Origin of the sequence: Rhodococcus qingshengii JCM 15477, from assembly GCF_023221595.1 — a bacterium.
In the GTDB taxonomy this organism is placed as follows: domain Bacteria; phylum Actinomycetota; class Actinomycetes; order Mycobacteriales; family Mycobacteriaceae; genus Rhodococcus_F; species Rhodococcus_F qingshengii.
Genome location: NZ_CP096563.1, coordinates 2,575,247 through 2,597,901 on the forward strand (window position 1 = coordinate 2,575,247; position 22,655 = coordinate 2,597,901).

Annotated in this window: 23 protein-coding genes; 16 read left to right on the forward strand and 7 right to left on the reverse strand. The window is 61.4% G+C overall.

From position 1 onward, the window contains the following. Both M0639_RS11840 and rffA read left to right on the forward strand, forming a co-directional pair. Positions 1 to 987, forward strand: coding sequence for a glycosyltransferase (locus M0639_RS11840; RefSeq protein ID WP_064073705.1), 987 nt, complete (start codon positions 1 to 3; stop codon positions 985 to 987). Then, a complete protein-coding gene (gene rffA / locus M0639_RS11845; RefSeq protein WP_003942806.1) occupies positions 977 to 2,119 on the forward strand; it encodes a dTDP-4-amino-4,6-dideoxygalactose transaminase in 1,143 nt (380 codons plus the stop codon). Before M0639_RS11840 ends, rffA begins: the two co-directional genes overlap by 11 nt. A gap of 26 nt (positions 2,120 to 2,145) precedes the next feature. On the opposite strand, the gene M0639_RS11850 is transcribed toward rffA, so the two are convergent. Next, complete coding sequence (locus M0639_RS11850; RefSeq protein WP_064073704.1) at positions 2,146 to 3,132, reverse strand: serine hydrolase; 987 nt, start codon at positions 3,130 to 3,132, stop codon at positions 2,146 to 2,148. 75 nt (positions 3,133 to 3,207) lie between these two features. Here M0639_RS11850 and M0639_RS11855 point away from each other — a divergent pair, with 75 nt between their 5' ends. The 6 genes from M0639_RS11855 to M0639_RS11880 all read left to right on the forward strand — a co-directional run bounded on the left by M0639_RS11855 (position 3,208) and on the right by M0639_RS11880 (position 8,903). After that, positions 3,208 to 5,547: a Tex family protein gene (locus tag M0639_RS11855; RefSeq protein WP_007729297.1), complete on the forward strand. Its 2,340-nt coding sequence runs from the start codon at positions 3,208 to 3,210 to the stop codon at positions 5,545 to 5,547. 104 nt (positions 5,548 to 5,651) lie between these two features. Continuing rightward, on the forward strand, positions 5,652 to 6,539 hold the full coding sequence (locus M0639_RS11860; protein WP_003942742.1) for a hypothetical protein: 888 nt from the start codon (positions 5,652 to 5,654) through the stop codon (positions 6,537 to 6,539). Between the two features lie 89 nt (positions 6,540 to 6,628). After that, entirely contained in the window at positions 6,629 to 6,970 is a 342-nt protein-coding gene (rplS, locus tag M0639_RS11865) for a 50S ribosomal protein L19 (protein WP_003942791.1), read from the forward strand. A 55-nt stretch (positions 6,971 to 7,025) separates the two neighbouring features. Continuing rightward, positions 7,026 to 7,829, forward strand: coding sequence for a signal peptidase I (gene lepB / locus M0639_RS11870; protein WP_003942787.1), 804 nt, complete (start codon positions 7,026 to 7,028; stop codon positions 7,827 to 7,829). Between the two features lie 50 nt (positions 7,830 to 7,879). Further along, positions 7,880 to 8,560, forward strand: coding sequence for a ribonuclease HII (locus M0639_RS11875; RefSeq protein WP_024487346.1), 681 nt, complete (start codon positions 7,880 to 7,882; stop codon positions 8,558 to 8,560). A gap of 37 nt (positions 8,561 to 8,597) precedes the next feature. After that, complete coding sequence (locus M0639_RS11880) at positions 8,598 to 8,903, forward strand: DUF2469 domain-containing protein (protein WP_003942715.1); 306 nt, start codon at positions 8,598 to 8,600, stop codon at positions 8,901 to 8,903. A gap of 84 nt (positions 8,904 to 8,987) precedes the next feature. Here the strand turns inward: M0639_RS11880 and M0639_RS11885 are convergent, their stop codons facing one another. The 3 genes from M0639_RS11885 to M0639_RS11895 all read right to left on the reverse strand — a co-directional run bounded on the left by M0639_RS11885 (position 8,988) and on the right by M0639_RS11895 (position 11,574). Continuing rightward, positions 8,988 to 10,169, reverse strand: coding sequence for an RtcB family protein (locus tag M0639_RS11885; protein WP_007734861.1), 1,182 nt, complete (start codon positions 10,167 to 10,169; stop codon positions 8,988 to 8,990). Between the two features lie 97 nt (positions 10,170 to 10,266). Next, positions 10,267 to 10,485, reverse strand: coding sequence for a hypothetical protein (locus tag M0639_RS11890; RefSeq protein ID WP_003942716.1), 219 nt, complete (start codon positions 10,483 to 10,485; stop codon positions 10,267 to 10,269). Between the two features lie 81 nt (positions 10,486 to 10,566). Next, complete coding sequence (locus M0639_RS11895) at positions 10,567 to 11,574, reverse strand: iron-siderophore ABC transporter substrate-binding protein (protein ID WP_207623858.1); 1,008 nt, start codon at positions 11,572 to 11,574, stop codon at positions 10,567 to 10,569. Positions 11,575 to 11,718: 144 nt separating this feature from the next. Between M0639_RS11895 and M0639_RS11900 the strand changes: the two genes are divergently transcribed. After that, complete coding sequence (locus M0639_RS11900; RefSeq protein ID WP_007734863.1) at positions 11,719 to 12,525, forward strand: helix-turn-helix transcriptional regulator; 807 nt, start codon at positions 11,719 to 11,721, stop codon at positions 12,523 to 12,525. A gap of 115 nt (positions 12,526 to 12,640) precedes the next feature. Here M0639_RS11900 and M0639_RS11905 read toward each other — a convergent pair whose 3' ends face one another. Continuing rightward, positions 12,641 to 13,375 (reverse strand): hypothetical protein, encoded by a 735-nt coding sequence (locus tag M0639_RS11905; protein ID WP_064073722.1) that lies wholly within the window; start codon positions 13,373 to 13,375, stop codon positions 12,641 to 12,643. Between the two features lie 266 nt (positions 13,376 to 13,641). On the opposite strand from M0639_RS11905, the gene M0639_RS11910 reads away from it, so the two are divergent. From M0639_RS11910 to M0639_RS11930, 5 genes are all read left to right on the forward strand, one after another. Further along, the gene (locus M0639_RS11910; RefSeq protein WP_063316738.1) at positions 13,642 to 13,998 is read left to right on the forward strand and encodes a YraN family protein; all 357 of its coding nucleotides are present in this window, start codon (positions 13,642 to 13,644) and stop codon (positions 13,996 to 13,998) included. Further along, positions 13,998 to 15,506, forward strand: a complete 1,509-nt coding sequence (locus M0639_RS11915; protein WP_063316580.1) for a YifB family Mg chelatase-like AAA ATPase — start codon at positions 13,998 to 14,000, stop codon at positions 15,504 to 15,506. Before M0639_RS11910 ends, M0639_RS11915 begins: the two co-directional genes overlap by 1 nt. Next, positions 15,503 to 16,630 carry a DNA-processing protein DprA gene (dprA, locus tag M0639_RS11920; protein WP_063316579.1) on the forward strand — a complete coding sequence of 376 codons (1,128 nt, stop codon included), beginning with the start codon at positions 15,503 to 15,505 and terminating at the stop codon, positions 16,628 to 16,630. Before M0639_RS11915 ends, dprA begins: the two co-directional genes overlap by 4 nt. A gap of 461 nt (positions 16,631 to 17,091) precedes the next feature. After that, complete coding sequence (locus M0639_RS11925; RefSeq protein WP_003942721.1) at positions 17,092 to 17,451, forward strand: histone-like nucleoid-structuring protein Lsr2; 360 nt, start codon at positions 17,092 to 17,094, stop codon at positions 17,449 to 17,451. A gap of 293 nt (positions 17,452 to 17,744) precedes the next feature. Beyond that, the gene (locus tag M0639_RS11930; protein WP_030535667.1) at positions 17,745 to 18,515 is read left to right on the forward strand and encodes a siderophore-interacting protein; all 771 of its coding nucleotides are present in this window, start codon (positions 17,745 to 17,747) and stop codon (positions 18,513 to 18,515) included. On the opposite strand, the gene M0639_RS11935 is transcribed toward M0639_RS11930, so the two are convergent. Continuing rightward, positions 18,512 to 19,684 carry a multidrug effflux MFS transporter gene (locus tag M0639_RS11935; protein ID WP_007734871.1) on the reverse strand — a complete coding sequence of 391 codons (1,173 nt, stop codon included), beginning with the start codon at positions 19,682 to 19,684 and terminating at the stop codon, positions 18,512 to 18,514. The genes M0639_RS11930 and M0639_RS11935 overlap by 4 nt on opposite strands. A gap of 84 nt (positions 19,685 to 19,768) precedes the next feature. Here M0639_RS11935 and M0639_RS11940 point away from each other — a divergent pair, with 84 nt between their 5' ends. Together M0639_RS11940 and M0639_RS11945 are read left to right on the forward strand one after the other, a co-directional pair. After that, positions 19,769 to 20,695, forward strand: a complete 927-nt coding sequence (locus M0639_RS11940; protein WP_003942767.1) for a tyrosine recombinase XerC — start codon at positions 19,769 to 19,771, stop codon at positions 20,693 to 20,695. 123 nt (positions 20,696 to 20,818) lie between these two features. Continuing rightward, entirely contained in the window at positions 20,819 to 21,928 is a 1,110-nt protein-coding gene (locus M0639_RS11945) for a MinD/ParA family ATP-binding protein (protein WP_003942711.1), read from the forward strand. Between the two features lie 25 nt (positions 21,929 to 21,953). Here M0639_RS11945 and M0639_RS11950 read toward each other — a convergent pair whose 3' ends face one another. Beyond that, positions 21,954 to 22,448 carry a M23 family metallopeptidase gene (locus M0639_RS11950; protein WP_231915103.1) on the reverse strand — a complete coding sequence of 165 codons (495 nt, stop codon included), beginning with the start codon at positions 22,446 to 22,448 and terminating at the stop codon, positions 21,954 to 21,956. Between the last annotated feature and the right edge of the window lie 207 nt (positions 22,449 to 22,655).

Below are 22,655 nucleotides of genomic sequence, written 5' to 3' on the forward strand. Positions count from 1 at the left end.
GTGCACTCGATTTCCGTCGTAGTGCCCGTTTATCAGGGCGAAAAGACGATCACGGCGCTCGTCGAGGAGTTGGACGGCCTGGGCACACCGAGTGCGACGCCCGGTGGTGCGCAGTTCTCCGTCGACGAGATCGTGCTGGTTCACGACAACGGCCCGGACCGCTCCGACGTCGTGTTACTCGAATTGGAGCGCCGTTTCGAGCAGGTGCGTGTCGTGTGGCTCAGCCGCAACTACGGCCAGGACGCGGCGACCATCGCCGGCATGGCCGCTGCAACTGGACAGTGGATCGTGACGATGGACGAGGACGGCCAGCACGACCCGGTGCACATCGGGGCTTTCCTCGACACCGCGCTGACGGAGCGATCCGATCTCGTGTATTCCAAACCCACGAACACACGCCCGCACGGATTCTTGCGGAACCTGACCTCGCGCGGCGCAAAGATCGTCTTGGCGACGGTATTCGCGTTCCCTGATTCGACGAGATTCGAAAGTTATCGCCTGATCCGCGGTGACATCGGCCGACAGTTGGCCGGCGTCGCGGCCAACGGCGTGTATCTGGACGTTGCGCTGACGTGGGTTGTCGGTAACACGGCCACGGCGCCGGTGGCACTTCGAGCCGAAGGCCGCGAAGAATCCGGGTACAACTACCGCCGTTTGTTCTCGTTGTTCTGGAAGATGGTGTTGTGTAGCGGAACACGCGGTCTGCGGCTGGTCAGCCTGCTCGGAGTCACCCTGGCGTCGGCCGGTGTGATCATGGCCGCGGTGATCTTCATCGGGGCCATGACCGGCGACAACAATGATCCCGAAGGATGGGCGTCGATCATCATGGCGCTGCTGGTCTGTTCGGGTGCGATCCTGTTCTCGCTCGGACTCATTGCCGAATATCTCGGTGTGGCACTGCACGTCCTTGTCGGAAAGCCGCTGTATCTGACTGTCGACTCCCCGCGGCCCGGAACCTCGATCGATCGGCGTAGTCGTGAGCACTGATCGCATCATCTTCTCCCGCCCCTATCGGGCATCGAACGAATTGTCGAATCTGGCAACGGTTCTGGAGTCCGACCACATTCACGGTGACGGACGTTTCACCAAGTCCGCGACTGCAGCGCTCAAGGCGATCACCGGATCCACGCATGCTCTGCTGACCACCTCGTGCACGCATGCACTCGAATTGGGTGCGCTGCTGCTCGAATTGGGCCCGGGCGACGAGGTAATAGTTCCGAGCTTCGCGTTCAGTTCGGCGGCAACCGCCGTCGCGTTGCGCGGGGCCACTGTTGTTTTCGTCGACATCGATCCGAGTACCGGCAACATCGACCCGGCGTGCGTCGCGGCGGCGATCACCGAACGCACCAAAGCTGTACTGGTCATGCATTACGGCGGAGTCGCCGCGGACATGGAACCTCTCCTCGACCTCGCGGAACTCCACGGCGTTGCGTTGATCGAAGACAACGCTCACGGACTCGGCGGAAAGTGGCGCGGGCGCTCGCTCGGCACCATCGGAACAATCGGAACGCAGAGTTTTCACGACACCAAGAACGTTCACTGCGGTGAGGGCGGCGCGCTGTTGCTCTCTGACGATCAGTTGATGACTCGCGCCGAAATCATCCGTGAGAAGGGGACCGACCGTGCGCGTTTCCTGCGCGGCCAGGTCGACAAGTATTCGTGGCAGGACATCGGGTCGAGTTATCTGCCCAGTGAACTCAATGCCGCCGTCCTCGACGCACAACTCTCCGAGTTCGACGCGATTCAGGCGGCCAGGCATCGCGTCTGGGATGCCTACAGCGTGAGTCTGGGCGAGTGGGCGGCCGCGAACGGTGTCGTGCCCATGGCGGTGCCTGATGATCGCGAGCACACTGCGCACCTGTTCTATCTCAAGATGCCGACCGAAGAGAGCCGTGACGGCTTGATTCGGCACCTTGCCGGTGACGGAATCGTGGCGCCGTTCCACTACGTTCCGCTCGATACGAGTGCGGCCGGTGTGCGCTACGGACGAACACCGCAGCCGTGCGTGCGTAGTGCCGAGTTCTCCGCGTCGATCCTTCGACTGCCGCTGTGGCCCATGCTCACGTTCGAACAACAGGACCGTGTCATCGGTTCGGTGCTCGAGTACAAGCAGGCTTGAGGACGAACACGACCGCGTGGATCGAATCAGGGCCCGGAAGCTTCGGGCATCGCCGAATCCGCGGTCGTGGATGCCGCTGCCCAGTCGTCGATGCTTCCGCTCGGGAAGAGAATCTGCGTGACGCCGGTGACCGTGTCGCGAGCGTGCAATGCACTTTCGTCGTTGACGGCATCGGTGAACGAGGTGTCGGGATAGAAGCTGTCCTCATCCGTGTACTGGACGTCTTCTCGCGAACCGATCGCGATGATGTATCGGTTGTCGTCACCGACGATGCCGGTGGATAGATGGATCCACTTGTCCTCGACACAGCACATCCAGCCCTGTTTGACTCCTATGACAGGCTCGCCGAACAAGGCCTCGGGCAATCCGAACCTCTGGTCGTAACCGTCGGTTCCTTCGGGAGTGGATTGCCGCAGGTACTCGACGAACTGCTCGACCCGTTCAGGTCCGAGTTGATCGGAGTCGTCGAGGACACCGCTGTAGAAGGTGACCAGGTCACGTGTCGTGGTTTCGGTGTTCCACCACATTCCGTCCCAGGGCGGCGTCGTCGCGGTCAGTGCGTAACGCTCGGCGACGCGGGTGATCACCTCTTGGCCGCCGACCTCGTCCCACAGGAGGTTGGCTGCGGTGTCGTCGGAGGATTCGAGCATCGCCGCCATGAGGGTGCGATCGTCGTCCGTGATGGGTCGCTCACCGCGCGCATCCTGATGAAGTAGATCCTCGGCGATGAAAAGTTTTGCCACCGAGGCTGTTTCGATCTGCTGGTCACCGGCGACGTCGAGGTACTTGTCCGAGGAGCGGTCGAGGATGGCGATGGAGACGTCCGCACCACGCCCGAGCGCAGCCACCTGAGCCTGTCCCAGACGGCCGTCGAGGGTCTCGGCTACCGGAACATTGGTGTCGGGAAAGGCGGGGGTCTGCATCGGATCATCCGGGTTCTGTCCACCGCTGCACGAAGCCGCAAAAGTAACTGCGGCCACCATTGCGGCAATCCGGACGTACCGCGTACTCATCTGTTTCCCCCGGTAGCCCTGACACGGCACTGTTGCCGATCTTCTTGTCTCAGGATAGCGGTAGGGTCGGATCTCGTGATTCTCAAGACCGTGAACCAGCGCATTGCCGAGGAACTCGACGTCCGCGAAGGCCAGGTTGCAGCAGCAGTCGACCTTCTCGACGGCGGAGCCACGGTGCCCTTCATCGCCCGGTACCGCAAGGAAGTCACCGGCACGCTCGACGATGCCCAGCTGCGACTCCTGGACGAGCGGCTGCGGTATCTCCGCGAGCTCGACGACCGTCGTGACGCCGTGCTCACGGAGATCGACTCTCAGGGCAAACTCGACGATCAACTGCGCGGTCAGATCATGCTGGCCGAGACGAAAGCGCGGCTGGAGGACATCTACCTCCCCTTCAAGCCGAAGCGGCGCACCAAGGCGCAGATCGCCCGCGAGGCCGGCCACGAGCCCGTCGCCGATGCTCTCATCGGAGATCCCACCACCGATCCCGCGAAGTATTCGGACGAGCAGCTCGACGGTGCCCGGTCGATCCTCGTCGAGCGCTTCGCCGAGGACGCCGATCTGGTCGGTGAATTGCGTGAGCTGATGTGGAATCGCGGCCAGGTCGTCTCCTCGGTCCGCAAGGGCAAGGAAACCGATGGCTCGAAGTTTGCTGACTACTTCGAGTTCTCGGAACCGTTCTCCAAATTGCCCTCGCACCGCATCCTCGCCGTCCTGCGCGGCGAGAAGGAAGAAGTGCTGTCGCTCAACATGGCGGCAGACACCGAAGAACTCGCGCCGGGGGAGCGCACGGTCTACGAAGGCCGCATCGCGTCGCGGTTCGAGATCGCCGACCGTGGTCGGGCCGCCGACGGGTGGCTTCTCGACACCGTCAAGTGGGCGTGGAAGACGAAGTTCGCCGTCACGCTCGGTATCGACACTCGGATGCGTCTGCGGCAGTCGGCCGAAAAGGACGCCGTCGACGTCTTCGCCACCAACCTCAAGGATCTACTCCTCGCAGCTCCCGCCGGCGCCCGACCCACCATGGGACTCGACCCCGGATTCCGCACCGGAACGAAGGTTGCCGTCGTCGACGGAACCGGCAAAGTTGTTGCCTACGAGACGATTTACCCGCACCAGCCGCAGAACAAGTGGGACGCGGCTCTCGCGACGCTTGCCGGACTGGTCGCCGAACACGGCGTCGAACTGATCGCCATCGGCAACGGCACGGCCTCACGCGAGACCGACACGCTCGCTACCGAACTGATCAAGAAGACCGGCGCGCCCAACCTGACCAAGATCGTCGTCTCCGAGGCAGGCGCATCGGTGTACTCGGCTTCGGCCTACGCGTCGCAGGAACTTCCCGACCTCGACGTCTCGATTCGCGGTGCGGTGTCCATTGCGCGTCGCTTGCAGGATCCGTTGGCGGAGTTGGTCAAGATCGATCCCAAGTCCATCGGCGTCGGTCAGTACCAGCACGACATCACCGAATCGCTGCTCTCGCGTTCCCTCGACGCCGTCGTCGAGGATGCCGTCAACTCGGTCGGCGTCGACGTCAACACCGCGTCCGTGCCGCTGCTTGCTCGGGTGTCCGGAATTGCAGGATCCCTTGCAGAGAGCATCGTCGCGCATCGGGACCAGAACGGTCCGTTCAAATCCCGCAAGGGTCTCAAGGATGTCTCCCGCCTGGGACCCAAGGCATTCGAGCAGTGCGCAGGCTTCCTGCGGATCACCGACGGCGACGACCCTCTCGACGCGTCGAGCGTCCACCCGGAGGCATATCCGGTGGTTCGCAAGATCGTCGCGAGTGCAGGCGGGGACGTGCGCACCGTGATCGGAAACTCGCAGGCACTTCGATCGGTCAAGGCGTCCGACTACGTCGACGAGCGATTTGGTCTACCGACCGTCACCGACATCATCTCCGAGTTGGAGAAGCCGGGACGAGATCCACGACCCGAATTCAAGACCGCGACTTTTGCCGCAGGTATCGAGAAGGTCGCGCATCTCAAGCCCGGCATGACCCTCGAAGGCGTGGTCACCAACGTCGCAGCCTTCGGTGCCTTCGTCGACATCGGAGTTCATCAGGACGGTCTGGTTCACGTCTCGGCGATGTCGCACAACTTCGTCAAGGACCCACGCGAGGTCGTCAAGTCAGGTGACGTCGTCAAGGTGAAGGTCCTCGAAGTGGACGAGGCACGCCAACGCATCGGGCTGACGCTTCGTCTCGACGACGAGGTGGGAGCGCCCCGCAAGTCCGAAGGCCAGCGAGGTGGGCAACCTCAGCGGCAGGGCCAGCCGCAGGGCCAGCGTCAGGGGCAGGGTCAGCAACGAGGAAATGGCGGACGCCAGGGCGGACGCGAGCAGCGACCGGACAACCGCGCGCCTGCTGCCGGGTCGATGGCCGACGCTCTGCGCAAGGCGGGCTTCGGCAAGTAAATCCGTCCGCCGGGTTTTCGAAGTCCGTATCGTCACAATCGAGTCGGTTGGCGGTATGAATCCGATCAGGGTCGGATCATGAATTCGGTGAAGGGAGGACAGTGATGCGGGAGTGGCTCGAGCGCGAGATCATCGCCCATGGCCGATTGCCGTTGCTGTTCTTCCTGCTCGGGTTCCTGTCCGCCTTCCTTTTCATCCGCCTCAGCGTCCGGATGATTCGCGCGCAAGTGAAATGGTGGCCGGGCAACATCGCGCCCGGAGGCCAGCATGTGCATCACGTCGTGTTCGGTGTGATCGCCATGATGATCTCCGGTGGTGCGTTGATCGCGGTCTACGTCGATGGTTCGCAGACCACCGGTGCCGTCCTGGCGGCGATCTTCGGTATGGGTGCTGCGTTGGTGCTCGACGAGTTCGCACTGATCTTCTATCTGAAGGATGTGTACTGGTCCGAACAAGGTCGGACCTCGGTGGATGCGGTCTTCGTCGCGATCGCCGTGACCGGCCTGGTGCTGCTGGGTTTCCGCCCGCTCGAACTTCTCGACGTCGCCGGATTCCGTGAAGAACGCGATCCGTGGATCAAATTGGTCTTCGTTTTCGTCGCGTTGATCAACTTCGCCTTGGCAGCCATCGTGATTCTCAAGGGGAAGATCTGGACGGGGCTCGTCGGTCTGTTCGTTTTCCCGTTGCTGGTAATCGGAGCGGTCCGCCTGAGCCGGCCGGGTGCACCGTGGGCTCGCTGGCGGTACACGCGCAAGCCGAAACGGATGAACCGCGCGCTCGAACGCGAACGGAAATGGCGTCGGCCCGTCATCCGGGCCAAGATCTACGTCCAGGATCTGATAGCCGGATCGCCGAGCGTCGAACATGCGATGACCGCGGCCGAGCAGGAACTGGACCACACCATCCACGCAGCTCCGCCGCCACCGATTTCCCCGCTGGTATCCGCGTCTGGCACAATGGACGGGTTGCCTGGACCAGGCAGCAGCACTTGATCTGGGCACGAACCAGACGAGCGCCGTTTCGGGAGACCGAAACGCGTGCCGCTCGGTTCCTCTGCTCCTGCGAAATACAAGGATGACATATGAACACCCTGGACTTCCTGGACAAAAAGTCGCTCCGCGACGACATCCCTGAGTTCCGTCCCGGCGACACGCTCAACGTGAACGTCAAGGTTATCGAAGGCTCCAAGGAGCGCGTGCAGGTCTTCAAGGGCGTCGTTATTCGTCGCCAGGGCGGCGGCGTTCGCGAGACCTTCACCGTCCGTAAGGTCTCCTTCGGCGTCGGCGTCGAGCGCACCTTCCCGGTTCACAGCCCCACGCTGGCCTCCATCGAGGTTCTGACCCGCGGTGACGTCCGTCGCGCCAAGCTGTACTACCTCCGTGAGCTTCGTGGCAAGAAGGCGAAGATCAAGGAAAAGCGCTGATCTTTCCGATGAGCCCGGCACCGCGTACGCGCGGTGTCGGGCTAATCTGGTTTCTGTGGCAGATTCTTCGAAGGAGCAGGCATTGTCGTCCGGACCCGAGAATCACGAGGGATCAAGCGGTTCCGCGGAACCGACCTCACATCGGCCGCAGAAGAAACAGCGATCGTTTCTGCGAGAACTCCCTGTTCTGATCGGCGTAGCGCTGGTACTCAGCATCGTCCTTCAGGCATTTGTCTTCAGAGTTTTTCTCATCCCATCCGAGTCGATGGAACCGACACTGCACGGCTGTGCGGGATGTACCGGTGACCGCATCGTGGTGGAGAAGATCGGATACCGCTTCGGCGATCCGGAACCCGGCGACGTCGTCGTCTTCAAGGGACCCGATTCGTGGAACACGAAATATGTGTCCAATCGGTCCGACAACGTTGTCGTCCGCGGTATTCAAGAGGTCGGTTCGTGGGTCGGCCTCGTTCCGCCGGACGAGAACGACTTGGTCAAGCGAGTGATCGCTACCGGCGGCCAGACCGTCGAATGCTGTGACGATCAGGGCCGAGTCCTGGTCGACGGCAAGCCGCTCGACGAGCCGTACATCAAGATGGATTTCCCGTTCACTCCGGGAACGCAAACGTGTGACACCGAATTGAAGTCGGGCCGCTGCTTCGGACCGATCACCGTTCCCGAGGGCCACGTGTGGGTCATGGGTGACAACCGCAGCAATTCCGCCGACTCGCGCTACCACGTCGACGACGAGTTCCAGGGAACCGTCCCGATCGACAACATCATCGGTCAAGCTCGTTTCATCGTTCTTCCCCCGTCGCGAATGGGCGGCATCGATGCGCCTGATATTCAGGGCAACTGAGTTGTCGGACCGCACACATGGATTCGCGTAGTTCCGAGTAGGCAGAGACGGTGAGTAGTTGGCCCCCTCGCGTTGTCATTCGCAGATCGGCAGGTCTGCGGACGATGGAGTCTGCGTTGGCGCGAACCGGACTCGGTCCGGTGGCCGGCGTCGACGAGGCCGGGCGCGGAGCGTGCGCTGGTCCACTTGTCATTGCAGCGTGTGTCCTGGCGCCGAAACCGCAAGCAGCCCTCGCGCGGCTCGACGATTCGAAGAAGCTGACCGAACGTGCGCGCGAGGAGCTTTTCCCGGCGATCAAGCGCTTGGCGTTGGCGTGGAGTGTCATCTCTGTTCCCGCTGCGGAAGTCGATCAGATCGGCATCCACGTCGCCAACATCGAGGGGATGCGACGAGCAGTTGCGGGCCTCGACCTCGAACCGGGCTACGTTCTCACCGACGGATTCCGGGTTCCGGGTCTGACGGCTCCGTCGCTACCGGTCATCGGCGGTGACGGCGCCGCTGCATGCATCGCCGCGGCGAGCGTTCTCGCGAAGGTGACCCGAGATCGTGTGATGACCGAGATGGACGACACTCATCCGGGATACGGCTTCGCGATTCACAAGGGATACAGCACGCCACTGCACATGGACGCACTCGACGAGCTGGGGCCGTGCCCTGAGCACCGCATGACCTATGCCAACGTGGTGGCTGCGGGAGTCCGGTTGGAACAACGCGCGGGCCGTACGGGATGATGGACGTTCAGACGAACTGGGAGGACTGGCTAAACCGATGAGTGCCGAGGATCTCGAGAAGTACGAAACCGAGATGGAGCTGTCGCTCTACCGTGAATACCGGGACATCGTCGGACAGTTCTCCTACGTCGTGGAGACCGAACGACGTTTCTACCTGGCCAACACGGTCGAGTTGCTGCCCCACAATTCAGACGGGGAGATCTACTTCGAGCTGCGGATGTCCGACGCCTGGGTGTGGGACATGTACCGCCCGGCGCGATTCGTGAAATACGTACGCGTCGTGACCTTCAAGGACGTCAACATCGAAGAGCTGGACAAGCCGGATCTGCGCCTTCCTGACTGATCTGCGCTTGCCGGACTGATCTCGACAACGAAGTGCCCCGCCGATATCGGCGGGGCACTTCGTATTTCGCGGAGTTGTGCGGGGTCAGTTGCCCTTGACGTTCACAATCTGACGCAGCGTGTGTCGAATCTCGACCAAGTCCTTCGCGTCGTCCATCACGACGTCGATGTCCTTGTACGCACCCGGGATCTCGTCGAGGAACGCCGCGGAACGCTTGTATTCGATGCCGACCATTGCCTTGTCGAGATCTTCGATGGTGAAGGTCTTGCGTGCCTGGTTACGTCCGTACACCCGACCCGCGCCGTGGGGGCTGGACTTGAACGACGGTACGTTTCCCTTCCCGACGACGACGTAACTCGCCGTCCCCATCGAACCGGGGATGAGCCCGGGCGTGCCCTCGTCTGCCTTGATCGCACCCTTACGGCTCAGCCACACACCCCTGCCCATGTGGAACTCCTTCTGGGTGAAGTTGTGGTGGCAGTTGATCCGCTCGACTTCGTCGATGATCGCGGGTTTGCCGTCTCCCATGAAGTGCGCGAAGTCCTTCACGACGCGGTCCATCATCTCTTCGCGGTTGAGCAGAGCGAAGTGCTGAGCCCAGTTGAGATCGGTGATGTACGAGTCGAATTCGGGCGTCTTCTCGACCAGGTAGGCAAGATCCGGATCGGGAAGGTTGATGTACCACCGCTCGCACAAGTCCTTGGCGATCTTGATGTGATGCTGCGCGAGCTTGTTTCCGATACCGCGGCTTCCCGAGTGCAGGAACAGCCAGACGCCGTCGCTCTCGTCGAGCGTCACCTCGATGAAGTGGTTACCAGAGCCCAGCGTTCCGAGCTGAAACCTCCAGTCGTTCTTGAACTTGTCGTAGAAGGACAGGCGATCGCCCGCCATCGCCTCGAGTTCTGCGATGCGGATTTTCGCCGTGTCGCTCAGCGTCTTGTTGTAGACACCTGCCGAGAGCGGGACGGAGCGTTCGATGCTGTGGCGAAGTACGGTCAGGTCGCGGCCTTGAAGGTCGCGTGCGCTGAACTGGGTTTTGACCGCGATCATTCCGCAGCCGATATCGACTCCGACGGCGGCGGGCATGATTGCGCCTTCCGTCGGAATGACCGAACCCACCGTCGCTCCCGCACCGAGGTGCGCATCCGGCATAAGCGCCAGATGTGGACGGACAAAAGGCATCTGGGACGTACGCAGCGCTTGCTCGCGAGTGTTCTCGTCGAGTATCGATGCCCAGTTCCACAGCCTCTTGGTGATCTTCTCCATCAGATTTCTCCCACATAGTTCACAGCCGAACCGATCGGTCCGGTGTGTCGTGCAGGAATGACCATGCGCTCGGTCAGTGGTTGTGTGCAACCCCTTTTCAGGTTCGCAGGCCGTCTGCGAGTTCGTAGATTCGTCCGACGTACTTCTCCTGGAAGGCTTTTCGGGCAGCATCTGCTTGTTGCCGTGCGCCCATCTGGGAGTAGAGGTACTCGAGATGAACCAAACTCTCGCCGATGTCGACGCGTCGCTGGTCGAGAACCGTCAGCTCGTCGACCAGTCGAGCCAGATCTAACGCGGTGTCCGGTACCTCGTCCATGGTGATCCTCGATGTCCGTGAGTGCTTCCTGACCCCGAGACTAACACTCTTCGAACATATTTTCGATACCTGCCCTGTAGTTTACTTCGACAACGTGGCTGTCAGTTGGTCGATGGCATACGGAATGCTCAGGACGGTATTGCCGGACATCGCCGCGCCGACGGGTGGATCTGCGGTGTACCGCACGACCATCGCATTTCCGCTCTTCACGGCGGGTAGTCGCTGGTAGAGCGTGTTGCCGGCGAGGGCCTTCTCTCCCTCCGGGTCGGCCATCACGATCAAACGATCAACGGGTTCGAGGATGTCGTATCGCTCGTTCGGCATCCAGTCGCCGAACTGGTCGCCGACGAATGCGTCGACGGTCGCGGGGAGGGTGAACCCGAGTGACGAGAGGAAAATGCCGCGTGGATCGTGCGACGAGAACACGTAGCCCTCGGGAGTGTCGAGGTTGACGATCGTTGCGGTTTGCCCGGCAAACTCCGGGTGTGCAGCGCGGGCGGCGGCAAACGCGTTTTCGGTATCCGTGATCAGTTGCTGAGCTTGTGGTCCTTTGCCGAGGGCGCGCCCGGCGGTGAGCGTCATGTCGGTCCACGGCGTTGTGTACGCGTCGTAGTCCTTGCTCTGCGCGACAGTCGGCGCAATCGAGGTCAGCTTCTTGTAGGTTTCCGTGTCGATGTCGGCGTACAGCGCGAGGATCAGATCTGGTGCGAGGGAGGCGATTTGCTCGAAGTTGAAGTCTCCGCCGCTGTTGATGTAGGTCGGAGTTTTCCCCTTCCAGTAATTCTTCGTCCACGGCCAGCTTTCATCCATGCCGGACCCCCACCATTCGGCCATGCCTACGGGTTCGACTCCCAAGGCGAGCAGTGGTTCGTGATCGGTGTATCCGAGTGTCACTACCCGCTGCGGTTCGGCATCGATTGTCGTCGAACCCTGTGCGTGCTCGATCGTCACGGGGAATGCGTCGTTGCTCTGGGTCGCTGATGCGGTGTCGAAGCCTTGCGAGGTTCCACAGGCGGTCGAGAACCCGATGATCGCGGCCGTCGTGAATAAGGCGGCGAGGATTCGGGTGCTATGTGAGGGCACGTGCATGCTCCTTCGAAGTGGTGGGCGAAGTGATCTGAGGTCCGCGTGAAGTGCTGAGCTGGTCGCGTCAGCAATAAAGTGAGGCTAACCTTTGCAGGATCGTCGGTCCATCCTTCAGGATGGACTCGGATACGCCCAGAAAGACGCAAAATGTCCACTATCGAGTACTCGACTCGCCCAAAGTCCTTGCTAGCGCTGCCCGATAGTCGCGGACGGACATTCAAAGATTTTCAGGTCTACACCAACGTCGTCGAGGGCGTGACCGCGTACGGGGCTCACCGCCACCCGGAGCATCAGATCGCCTGGATGAGTGAAGGGACGATGCAGATTGCTGCCGGGGGCAACGTGTGGCACCTGCACAGCGAGCACTTGGTCTGGTTGCCGGGCACCGTTCTCCACGACATGACGCTTCTGTCGGCGGGATGCATGATCGCGGCCTATGCGCGTCCGGATCTACGCCCTGGCGGGCCCAGGTGGACTCAGCCACTTGTTCTCGAAGTCGATGCTTTATCCGCTCAATTGCTGCGCCATCTCGCAGATCGGACCATCGACGATGCTCGGCGGTTGATGAGTCAGGAGTTGCTCTACGACATTCTTGCTGCCGCGCCCGAACGGCACGACGTCCTCGCGGTTCCTCGCAATGCTGCGGCGAGTTCGGTTTCTGCCCGCATCCTTGCCGATCCGGCAGACTCGCGAACATTAGGGGAGTGGGCGGGTGAACTCGGGGTCAGTTCCAAGACTTTGATGCGTGCCTTTGTCGCCGATACCGGGATTACCTTCGGACAGTGGAGGACTCGCGCCCGAATGTATGCGTCGCTCGAGATGCTCGCGCGGGGTGAGGGTGTCAACGACGTTGCCCCGCAGGTGGGTTACCGAACCAGTAGCGGGTTCATCGCCGCATTTCGGGAAACCTTCGGTACGACGCCGGCCCGGTACGGCGGAAAGCTGACGCGGTGATTTGCTGATGATTTCTTGAACTCGGTTGACGGCAAAGCTTTGTTCGGCAACGTAGAAATGGGCCGAGTTGCCAGCATGTGCTGGTGGCTCGGCCCATTTACTAATCTGAACTGAGTCAGCTCATGTTGCCGAGCACATTGCCCAGGACGCCGCTGATGACATTGGTCATCGACCCCTGCGGGTCGGTCAGGGAGCCGAATACCTGGCCCGATCCGGAGTTGAGCGAGCCGAAGCCCATGTCTTCGAGGCTTCCGGCGCCGGCCTCGACGGGGTTCGGCTGCCGGATGGTGACACACACGCCCATCGGATTGATGTCCCAGTCGCCCGCCGCCAGCACAATGTTGGTGCCGGCGCCGCTGTCGAGCTGAGAGCCGACAACTGCGTTATCGGGAACCTTGTAGGTGGTCTCCAATGCGATGATGCCGCCACCAGCAGTGGTCCATCCGCCGCCCTTTGCCACCACGGAGTTGTTGCCGACGACGACGGTCTTGGTGACGTCGTCCCACTTCTGGTCGCCGATAAGCCATTTGACGTTCAGGCGAGCCTTGACCAGCTGGAATCCTGCCGGGTGGAAATCGCGGATCTGATTGACGAGTGCTCCCGAACCGGAAACCTTTGTCAGGTAGGTGACCGTCTGTCCCGGGGCGACCTTGCCGTCGCCGACAACCTCCTTGCTGACGGTGTACGGCGTCCCGAGGGAACCGGCCCAACTGTCGGTGGCCGACTGGTTGAGCGCGCATGCCGGTGCTGCTTGCGCCACCGAGGCTCCAAGTCCAACAGTGACGCCGGCGGCGATGAGAACGAGGGATGTAGTGGTTGCTACTGCGTGGCGAAGTGAGCGGCGGGCCATGTAGAACTCCATTCAGCGGGGTGCGTGACGGTTTGAGCAAAACTGTAACTAGTTCTACTGGACTTTCGTCCAAGATGTGGCTGATTTCAGAAAATTGTCAGGTTTCGGGTCGCCGTTGGTGTGTCGCGCTGCCGAATTCCACAGGTTCCGAGTTGTGAACAGGTTGTTTTCGGATGGCTTGGTTTTGTGGTGGTGGGTCGAGGGTGGTGGTTGGGACGCGCTTCGTATGGGGCGGGCGCGCGGTCGTGTGAGTGGTGGGGGCTGCGATGGCGAGGAATATGGCGTTGGGGGCTCGGGGCGAGGATGTGGCTGTCGAGTTCCTGATCGATGCGGGTTTGGAGATTGTCGAACGCAATTGGCGTTGTCGGTACGGCGAGTTGGATGTGATTGCGACGTCCGGTGATCGAATTGTGTTCGTGGAGGTGAAGACTCGGTCGGGTGTCGGGTACGGGAGTCCGGCGGAGTCGGTGACGTTCGCGAAGCAGCGTCGGATTCGGGTGTTGGCGATGCAGTGGCTCACTGATTCGGGTCGGTCGTGGTCGAGGGTGCGTTTTGATGTGGTGGCTGTGTTGATCGGTCGCGACGGTGTGCCTTCGGTCGAGCATTTTGTGGATGCGTTCTGATGGCGTTGGGGCGGGCGCATTCTGTTGCGGTCAGTGGTGTGGACGGGCAGATCGTGGAGATCGAGGCGGATATCGGGCGCGGGTTGCCTGCGGTGCATTTGGTGGGGCTGCCTGATACGGCGTTGCACGAGTCGCGTGATCGGATTCGGGCCGCGGTGACCAATTCTGGTGAGGAGTGGCCGGACAGCAAGGTGATTTTGGCGTTGTCGCCGGCGACGTTGCCGAAGGTGGGCAGTGTTTACGATTTGGCGTTGTCGTTGTCTGTTCTCGATGCGGCGAAGAAGTTGCCGCGGAAGTTGTTGCGGGAGACTGTGTTTTTGGGGGAGTTGGCACTCGACGGTCGTTTGCGGACGGTGCGCGGTGTGTTGCCTGCGGTGCTTGCGGCGAAGCGGGCGGGATGGGGGACTGTGGTGGTTCCAGCTCGGGCGTTGGCAGAGGCGGGCCTGGTCAAGGGGATCGAGGTGCTGGGTGCCGATGATTTGTCTGCGGTGATCGGGTGGTTGCGTGGTGAGTTGGCGCTGGCTGTTCCCGATGTCTTCGAGCGCGCTGATGTGGTGACGGCGCGGGATCTGAGTGAGGTTGTCGGGCAGACGGATGCTCGGTGGGCGATAGAGGTTGCTGCGGCGGGTGCGCATCATTTGATGTTGACGGGTCCGCCGGGGATCGGGAAAACGATGTTGGCGCAGAGGCTTCCGGGGATTCTTCCACCGTTGACGGAGGGGGAGTCGTTGGAGGTGACGGCGATTCATTCGGTGGCGGGGGTGTTGCCGGAGGATCGGCCGTTGATCGATATGCCGCCTTTCATTGCGCCGCATCACAGTTCGTCGGTCAGTTCGCTGGTGGGTGGTGGTAGTGGGATGGCTCGTCCTGGTGCGGTCAGCCGCGCCCATCGCGGCGTGCTGTTTCTCGACGAATGTGCCGAGATCGGGGTGAAGGTGCTCGAAGCGCTACGCACGCCACTCGAAGACGGGGAAGTGCGAATCGCCCGGCGGGACGGAGTGGCGCGTTATCCGGCGCGATTCCAGCTCATCCTGGCCGCGAATCCGTGCCCGTGCGCGCCGCCCCGAGACGCGGATTGCGTCTGTGCGCCCGCGGCACGTCGCCGATACCTGGGTAAATTGTCCGGCCCGTTGTTGGACCGGGTCGACATTAGAGTCCGGATGCAGGCGGTTGCAACCGGAGCGCTGATCGACGAAGTGGGGGAAAGCACCAGCGATGTTCGTGCGCGCGTGGCGGCAGCTCGAGACACTGCGGCCCAGCGGTGGAGTGAGTACGGGTGGCGGACCAACGCGGAGGTACCAGGGCCGGCGTTGAGACAGAAGTTCAGACTCTCGCGTGCGGCGCTGGCGCCGGTGGAACGGGCGCTACGTAAAGGGGTGATCACAGCTCGAGGGGCGGACCGAGCGTTGCGGGTTGCCTGGAGTGTCGCCGATCTGGCAGGTGAGGCGATGCCCGGACCAGATCAAGTTGTCACCGCACTCGACTTCCGCGACAGGGGATTCCAATGACTGCACACGACCCACGACTACTTGCCTGGGCATATCTGTCCCGCGTCGTGCAAGGGCCCAGCGCGTATATGTCCATGTTGATCGACGAGCTCGGGGTCGAAGAAACTGCGAGGGCGGTTCGCAACGGCGATCTGCCACCCGCGATCGAGGAGAAGACGCGAGCCCGCGCTCACATCGACACAGCCCAACGAGACCTCGACCTGATGGAGGCGATGGGTGGCAGACTCGTAACACCGAACTGCGCCGATTGGCCGGCGTGGCGAATGCTTTCCTTTGACGGACTCGATCCCTCCGGGGGTGAGACGGCACCATTTGTGTTGTGGGTGTTGGGGTCCGGGGATTTGGTTGATCTGACCGAGAGATCGGTTGGAATTGTGGGCACGCGGGCATCTACTGCGTACGGCGAACACGTGACGGCAGAGATTGCCGGTGACCTGGCTGTCGACGGGTGGACCGTGATTTCCGGGGCGGCCTTCGGTATCGACGGGGCCGCGCACCGCGCTGCATTGGGCGTAGGTGGAACCACACTGGCTGTCTTGGCCTGTGGGGTCGATCGAGCGTATCCGTCAGGGCATGCGCGACTACTCAAACAGATAGCGAGTTCGGGTGCAGTGATAAGTGAATATCCACCGGGCACAACACCTGCAAAGTTCCGGTTTCTGGCAAGGAATCGACTGGTAGCTGCGTTGTCGGATGGAGTAGTGGTGGTCGAGGCGGGTTGGCGCAGTGGTGCACGCAATACCGCCAATTGGGCTCGGAAGTTAGGCCGTCCCGTGATGGCGGTGCCCGGACCGGTTACCTCGGCATCGTCGACCGGATGCCACCGGATGATCCGAGAAGGTGAAGCGCAACTCGTTTCCAATGCCGTGGATGTAGTCGAAGCGTCAGGCCCATTTGGTGTCGGGGATTCCGCGGAGGATGCGGCCGCGACGCGTGACATCGACGCATTGCGAGGCAATTCTCGATTGGTATACGAAGCATTGCCGGGAACGGGGTCTCGCAGTACGCGTGAGTTGTCCGAGGAATCGGGATTGCTCATAGCTCAGGTTCGTGCCACTCTTCCTCTGCTCGAACTGGAGGGATTTGCAAGTTCTGATTCGAGTGGTTGGTTTCGGACGCGGTAGTACGTGAACTACTTCTGCGCCCGTCAGACCATGCGTGGCGATGCTCACTAATCGTTTGCGAAGACCGTGAATCGTCAATACCCGCAGCGCATCGGAAATGGCACGTCAGGGCTATTTTTCACGAATTTGCTCGACTGTGTGCAATGTAATTCTCGATGCGTTTCGCCGACCCGACCTGCAAGTTCGACGGGTCTCAGGAAAGCCTCAGGTCAATGTGCATGGAAGTCCGATTAGTCTGGATCACGATGACGGCGGGCATTGATTGACACCCGGCATCCGAGGGATGAATGTGCAGAATTTTCAGGGTCGTGTTCGGTCGAGGCAATGCCGCTAACCCGCTGCTAATTCGGACCATTGAGTCTGTTCGGAAACGGTGAAGGCTTTCGAACTTCTTTTGTTCATCAACGCTCTATCTGTGTATTGTGAAGGAGAATTGAATCGATCATTGAAAGAGGAGTGCAATGGCTGAGAAGCTGATTCGGCAACTCATCGACGACCTTGATGGTAAGCCGATTGACGATGGATTCGGTGATCGAATTGAGTTCTCTTACCAGGGAACGGATTACGTGATTGATCTGCGCGCCACCAATGCAGAGAAGTTCGACGCTGCGGTGAAGCCGTTCGTCGAGGCTGCTGCGAAGGTGAGCGGGAAGCGCGGCAAGAAGGCTCAGGCTGCATCTCCGCAGGCCACATCAGGTTCCGGACGCTCCAAGGAGACGCTCCAGGCCATCCGTGACTGGGCAGGTAAGAACGGTTACGAAGTTGCTCCGCGTGGGCGTATCAAAGCGGAAATCATCGACGCTTTCGACGCTGCACACTAGATTGAATTAAATACACCTCTGGCTCTCGGCGAACTCGCCGGGAGCCAGAGGTGTATTTTACTGTTGCTTTGCCGAGTTCTCGGACAGCTTTGTCCGACAGGTCGTCCGTGTGAAGCAGATCAAATAATTCGTCTAAACAGCACCGAATTTACCCAGCAGATTGGTCGGTTTCTTTCGCTCTGTACAAAGGTCGACAGAGCGCTGTGTGGAGTCGCCGGCGAGGTATTTCGCCCTCGTGCTGCAATTGTCGTGTACATTAGTTAGGTAACACTAACTTTCGGAAGGATCTTTCTGTGGCCAAGCCGACAACTGCATTGACGGTTCTGCGGACCGAACAATTGACCCCCCATATGGTACGAGTGTTTCTCGGGGGACCAGGCTTCGAGTCGTTCACTCCCAGCGAATACAGCGATTCCTATGTAAAGATCGAATTCGGCACTCCTGATCAGCCGACACTGCGCACCTACACGATTCGTTCGTACGATCTTGATGCCAAAGAGATTGCAATCGATTTTGTCGTCCACGGCGACATGGGTGTCGCAGGTCCGTGGGCCGCGTCAGTTCAGCCGGGCGCTGAGATTACTCTGCGGGGACCTGGTGGCGCGTTTTTGCCGTCACCAACCGCTGATTGGTATCTCTTCGTCGGAGACGAGACCGCAATACCCGCTATTTCCGCGTCGATAGCGCGATTGGCGCCGAATGCGGTCGGCTACGCCGTTGTCGAAGTCGGGGGACCGGAAGACGAAATCGCGCTCGATGCCCCAGAAGGTATTGCCGTGACCTGGCTACATCGCGGGGCATCGTCCGATGCGGTCGGCGAAGAATTAGCGGGCGACAACGCTCCGGTTGTCGCCGCGGTCAAGGCACTCGAATGGTTGCCGGGCGAACCGCACGTGTTCATTCACGGTGAAGCACAAGCCGTCATGCACAACCTCCGACCGTACATTCGCAAGGAACGAAATGTCCCGGCGTCGGCTGCTTCTATTTCCGGCTATTGGCGTCGTGGTCGCACCGAAGAGGGCTTCCGGGTCTGGAAGTCCGAACTCGCCGCGGCCGAAAACTAACTCGCGGCGGCCGTGCCGCGAGTCAGCAACACGAGCGCAACGGCCGCGAGAACTCCGAAGGTGGGAATTGCGATTGCCATCGGAACTGCCGTGTCTTCTCCCGCAATTCCCACCAACGGCGAAACCAGCGCCGCCAAGCCGAACTGGCCCGCTCCCATCAGCGCTGAACCGGTCCCGGCCGCGTTGGTGACCTCTCCTTGGGCGAGAGCGGTCGCATTGCCCATGATGAACCCGATGCTCGAAATTGCCACGAACAGTGGGACCAAGATCAACCAGGTATTCGTGGAACTGAAAACCACGCTGGTGCAGAACAATACGGCGCCGCCCATGAGGAGTAGGCACACCCCGAAACGCAGCAGCGTGCGTGCTCCGACGCGACCGAGCAGGCGAGTGGTGATCATCGCTGCCGTGACCATTCCGGTGGCGTTCACTGCGAACGCGATCGAGAATTGTGACGGACTCAGCCCGAGAACGTTCTGAACGACGAACGGTGACGCGGAGATGTACGCGAACAAGGCGCCGAATCCGAAGACGAATGCGAGCGCATATCCGAGGTAGTGCCGATTGCGGACCACGTATCGCAGATTCGAGATCAGGGCCTTCAATCCGCCGCCGTGGCGTCGCTCGGGCGGAAGTGTCTCGGGAACGAGCAAAACGACACCAGCCACCATTACAGCGCCCGCGACCGCCAGGACCCAGAAGATCCCGCGCCACCCGACGGGGCCGAGAAGTGCGCCGCCGATCAGTGGCGCGACCACGGGAGCGATACCGCCGATGATCATCATGATGCTGAAGAGCTTCGCTGCGTCGTCGCCGCGCGCTCGGTCGGCAATACAAGCGCGGGCAAGAACGATGGCAGCGCCTCCACTCAAGCCCTGGACGAGTCGTGCACCGATGAGAAACTCGATGTTCGGCGCCACCGCGCATGCCGCGCCGCTCAGTGCCGTGATGATTGTCGCGGCCAGCAGTATTCGTCGCCTGCCAAGTCCGTCGGAGATCGGACCGATGATCAGCTGGCCGATTCCGAGGCCTGCCATGAAGGTGGTCAGCGTGAGCTGAACGCTGGCCGCAGTAGTGTCGAGTGCATCCGCCATCAACGGTAGGCCGGGCAGGTACATGTCGATGGACAGTGGAGCGATTGCGGAAATCAGTGCCAGTACGCACAACATCTTCACAGGAATTGCTCGATTCACCGATCAACCCTATCGGCGAGGGAGCTTGCAGTTTCAATCGCGGCGAGCGAGCGTGTGTTCATGACTGACGCATTGCCGGCGAGCTTGAGCGTTCACCTCGATGCGTATGCCGAGCACCTCCGACTGAGCCGAGGCCGGTCGGAACACACGATCCGCGCCTACGTCGGTGACGCGCGGGCATTGCTGACCCATTTCTCCGCGGGTTCGGAGAATGCAGATCTCGACCGCCTCGACCTAAGTGTCATGCGTTCGTGGTTGGCCGCCCAGAATGCCGTAGGAACAGCCCGTACGACGGTAGCTCGACGGGCTTCTTCGGCGCGTGGGTTCACTGCGTGGCTCGCGCAGACCGGACGCATTTCCGTCGACCCGGGCACACGTCTGGCGGCTCCACCCGCTCGCCGGACGCTGCCGACGGTGCTGCGTCAGAGCCAGGCCCTCGACGCAATGGATGCGGCGGAAAGCGGTGCGCAGCAACAAGAGCCGCTCGCCCTGCGAGACCGACTCATCGTGGAATTGTTGTACTCCACCGGAATTCGCGTCGGCGAGTTGTGTGGACTGGACGTCGAGTCGGTCGATGCCGATCGACGATTGCTTCGTGTTCTCGGCAAGGGGAACAAGGAGCGGTCGGTGCCATACGGCCTGCCCGCAGAATCGGCACTGAACGGCTGGCTGGAGCACGGACGACCCGCGCTGTGTTCGGATCGGTCCGGGCGAGCGTTGCTCCTCGGAGTTCGAGGCGGCCGGCTCGATCAGCGTCAGGCGCGTTCGGTGGTCCACGAAACCATGGCTGCAATTCCAGGGGCTCCCGACATGGGTCCGCACGGGCTTCGGCACTCGGCTGCGACACATTTGCTGGAGGGTGGTGCGGACCTTCGTGTGGTCCAAGAACTCCTCGGTCATGCGAGTTTGGCGACCACTCAGCTGTACACGCACGTGTCGGTCGAACGGCTTCGATCCGTCCACGATCAGGCCCATCCGCGCGCCTGATTTGTGGAGCGACGCGAGTTCTCGGCTGGTATTTGGTAGCGTCGCAGCTCAGAAGAGTGAACAATCGGCAAAGTTCGATCGTCGTATCGAGACACTCGATTACATGCGATATCCGGGGGATTCGTGAACCGCCAAGATGTGAAGCACCTGCCGAACAGCGGCCAACCAGCCTGGCTGTCCGAATCGCCGCAACCGGCTCCCGAGCCGGCGCCGACGCCGGAGCCTGTGGCGCGACTGCAAGAGGTCTGGTCCACGCCACCGCCACCGTCGAGCCAACAGCAGGTGACAAACCAGGATCTGGTTGCCGAAGCTTTACTGAAACGCCCGAAACGGACGCCGCGTGGCGGCTGGCGTAGGGGATTGCATCGTGCGACCGGAGGTGTGGTCAATCTGGGGGATTCGACCAACGAACAGCGCAACCGTGCACTGGCCGCCCGAATCGAGCAGCCGATCCGCAACGACTACCGAGTCGCTCTGCTCTCGCTCAAAGGGGGAGTGGGCAAGACGACGGTCACGGTCGGACTCGGTGCGACGTTTGCTTCGCTGCGTGGTGACTGCGTCGTGGCGGTTGACGCCAATCCCGATTTCGGGACCTTGGCACAACGTGTTCCGCTGCAGACCAATTCGACAGTGCGCGATCTGATTGCTGCTAGACCGGACATAAAGAGCTATTCGGACGTTCGAGTGCACACATCCCAGTCGTCGAGTCGTCTCGAGGTGCTGGCGAGTGAGCAGGATCCGGCGATTTCGGAGGCATTCAGCGAGGCCGACTATCGCCAGGTCATCGACATCTTGCAGGTCTACTACAACATCATCCTCACTGATTGCGGTACCGGGATCATGCACTCGGCGATGAACGGCGTTCTCGATCTTGCCAATTCGTTGGTTCTGGTCAGTTCGCCGGCAATCGACGGAGCGCGCAGTGCGGCGGCAACGCTCGATTGGCTTCAGTTGCACGGATACGGCCATCTGGTCGAGCGGACCGTCGTCGTCATCAGCGCCGCCCGACCAGGGTCGAGCGTCATCGACATGGACGCGTTGGTGGACTATTTCATGCGTCGATGCCGCGCCGTCGAGGTCATTCCTTTCGACGAGCATCTCGCGGAGGGGTCGGTGATGGACCTCGAATTGATGCGACCGGCCACCAGACGAGCGTTCATGGAACTGGCAGCGATGGTGGCCGACGACTTCGCGGACGCTGTGGGTCGGCACGCCGTCTCCGAGTGGCACTGATTCTGCGACCGATTTCTGCGACCGATCAGCCTCCTTTCAATGGCTTGAGCCTGAGCGGTTGCGACCGAACCAGTCCGAGTGGATCGAGATACTCGCGTCCTCTGCGCAAGCCCCAGTGCAAACATGCTTCGACAGCGCACCCTTCGTGCCCGGTTTCAAGGGTTCCGATCACTGACCTGGCTGCGACGCGTTCACCTGTGCGAACGACTGCGGTGACGGGTTCGTAGGTCGTGCGTAGGCCGCCGGAATGATCGATCGACACCGTCGGCTTTCCGGCGACCACTCCCGCGAACACCACGATGCCGTCGCCGGCCGCGAGGACGGATTGGCCGGCGCTGCCGCCGAGATCGACCCCGCGATGACCCGGCAGCCAGTTCTCGGCCGGTTTGTCGAAAGCGCGTTCCACGTGCGGCCGAGGAGCGAGCGGCCAGTCGAATCGCGTGTCTGCTGACGCCGTGCCTACGGCGACACAGCAGGAGATCACGGCAAAGACCACGCCTCGTCGAGCTCCGCGCAACATCGTCATTCCTTGATCTTGCGTGGAGTAGCGCACGCTTCAATGCAGATCAGACGGGTAATCCACAAGGTAGCCACCGATCCACAACCGCCGGTTCGGTCTGTTGCTTCCGGGGTGGTTATGGCATCGGGGGACGAGGACGTACACTTGTCGAGCGGTCTGTGCTCGCACAGTCCGACTTCGCGCGCCCGCGCACGTTTTCCGGCCTCG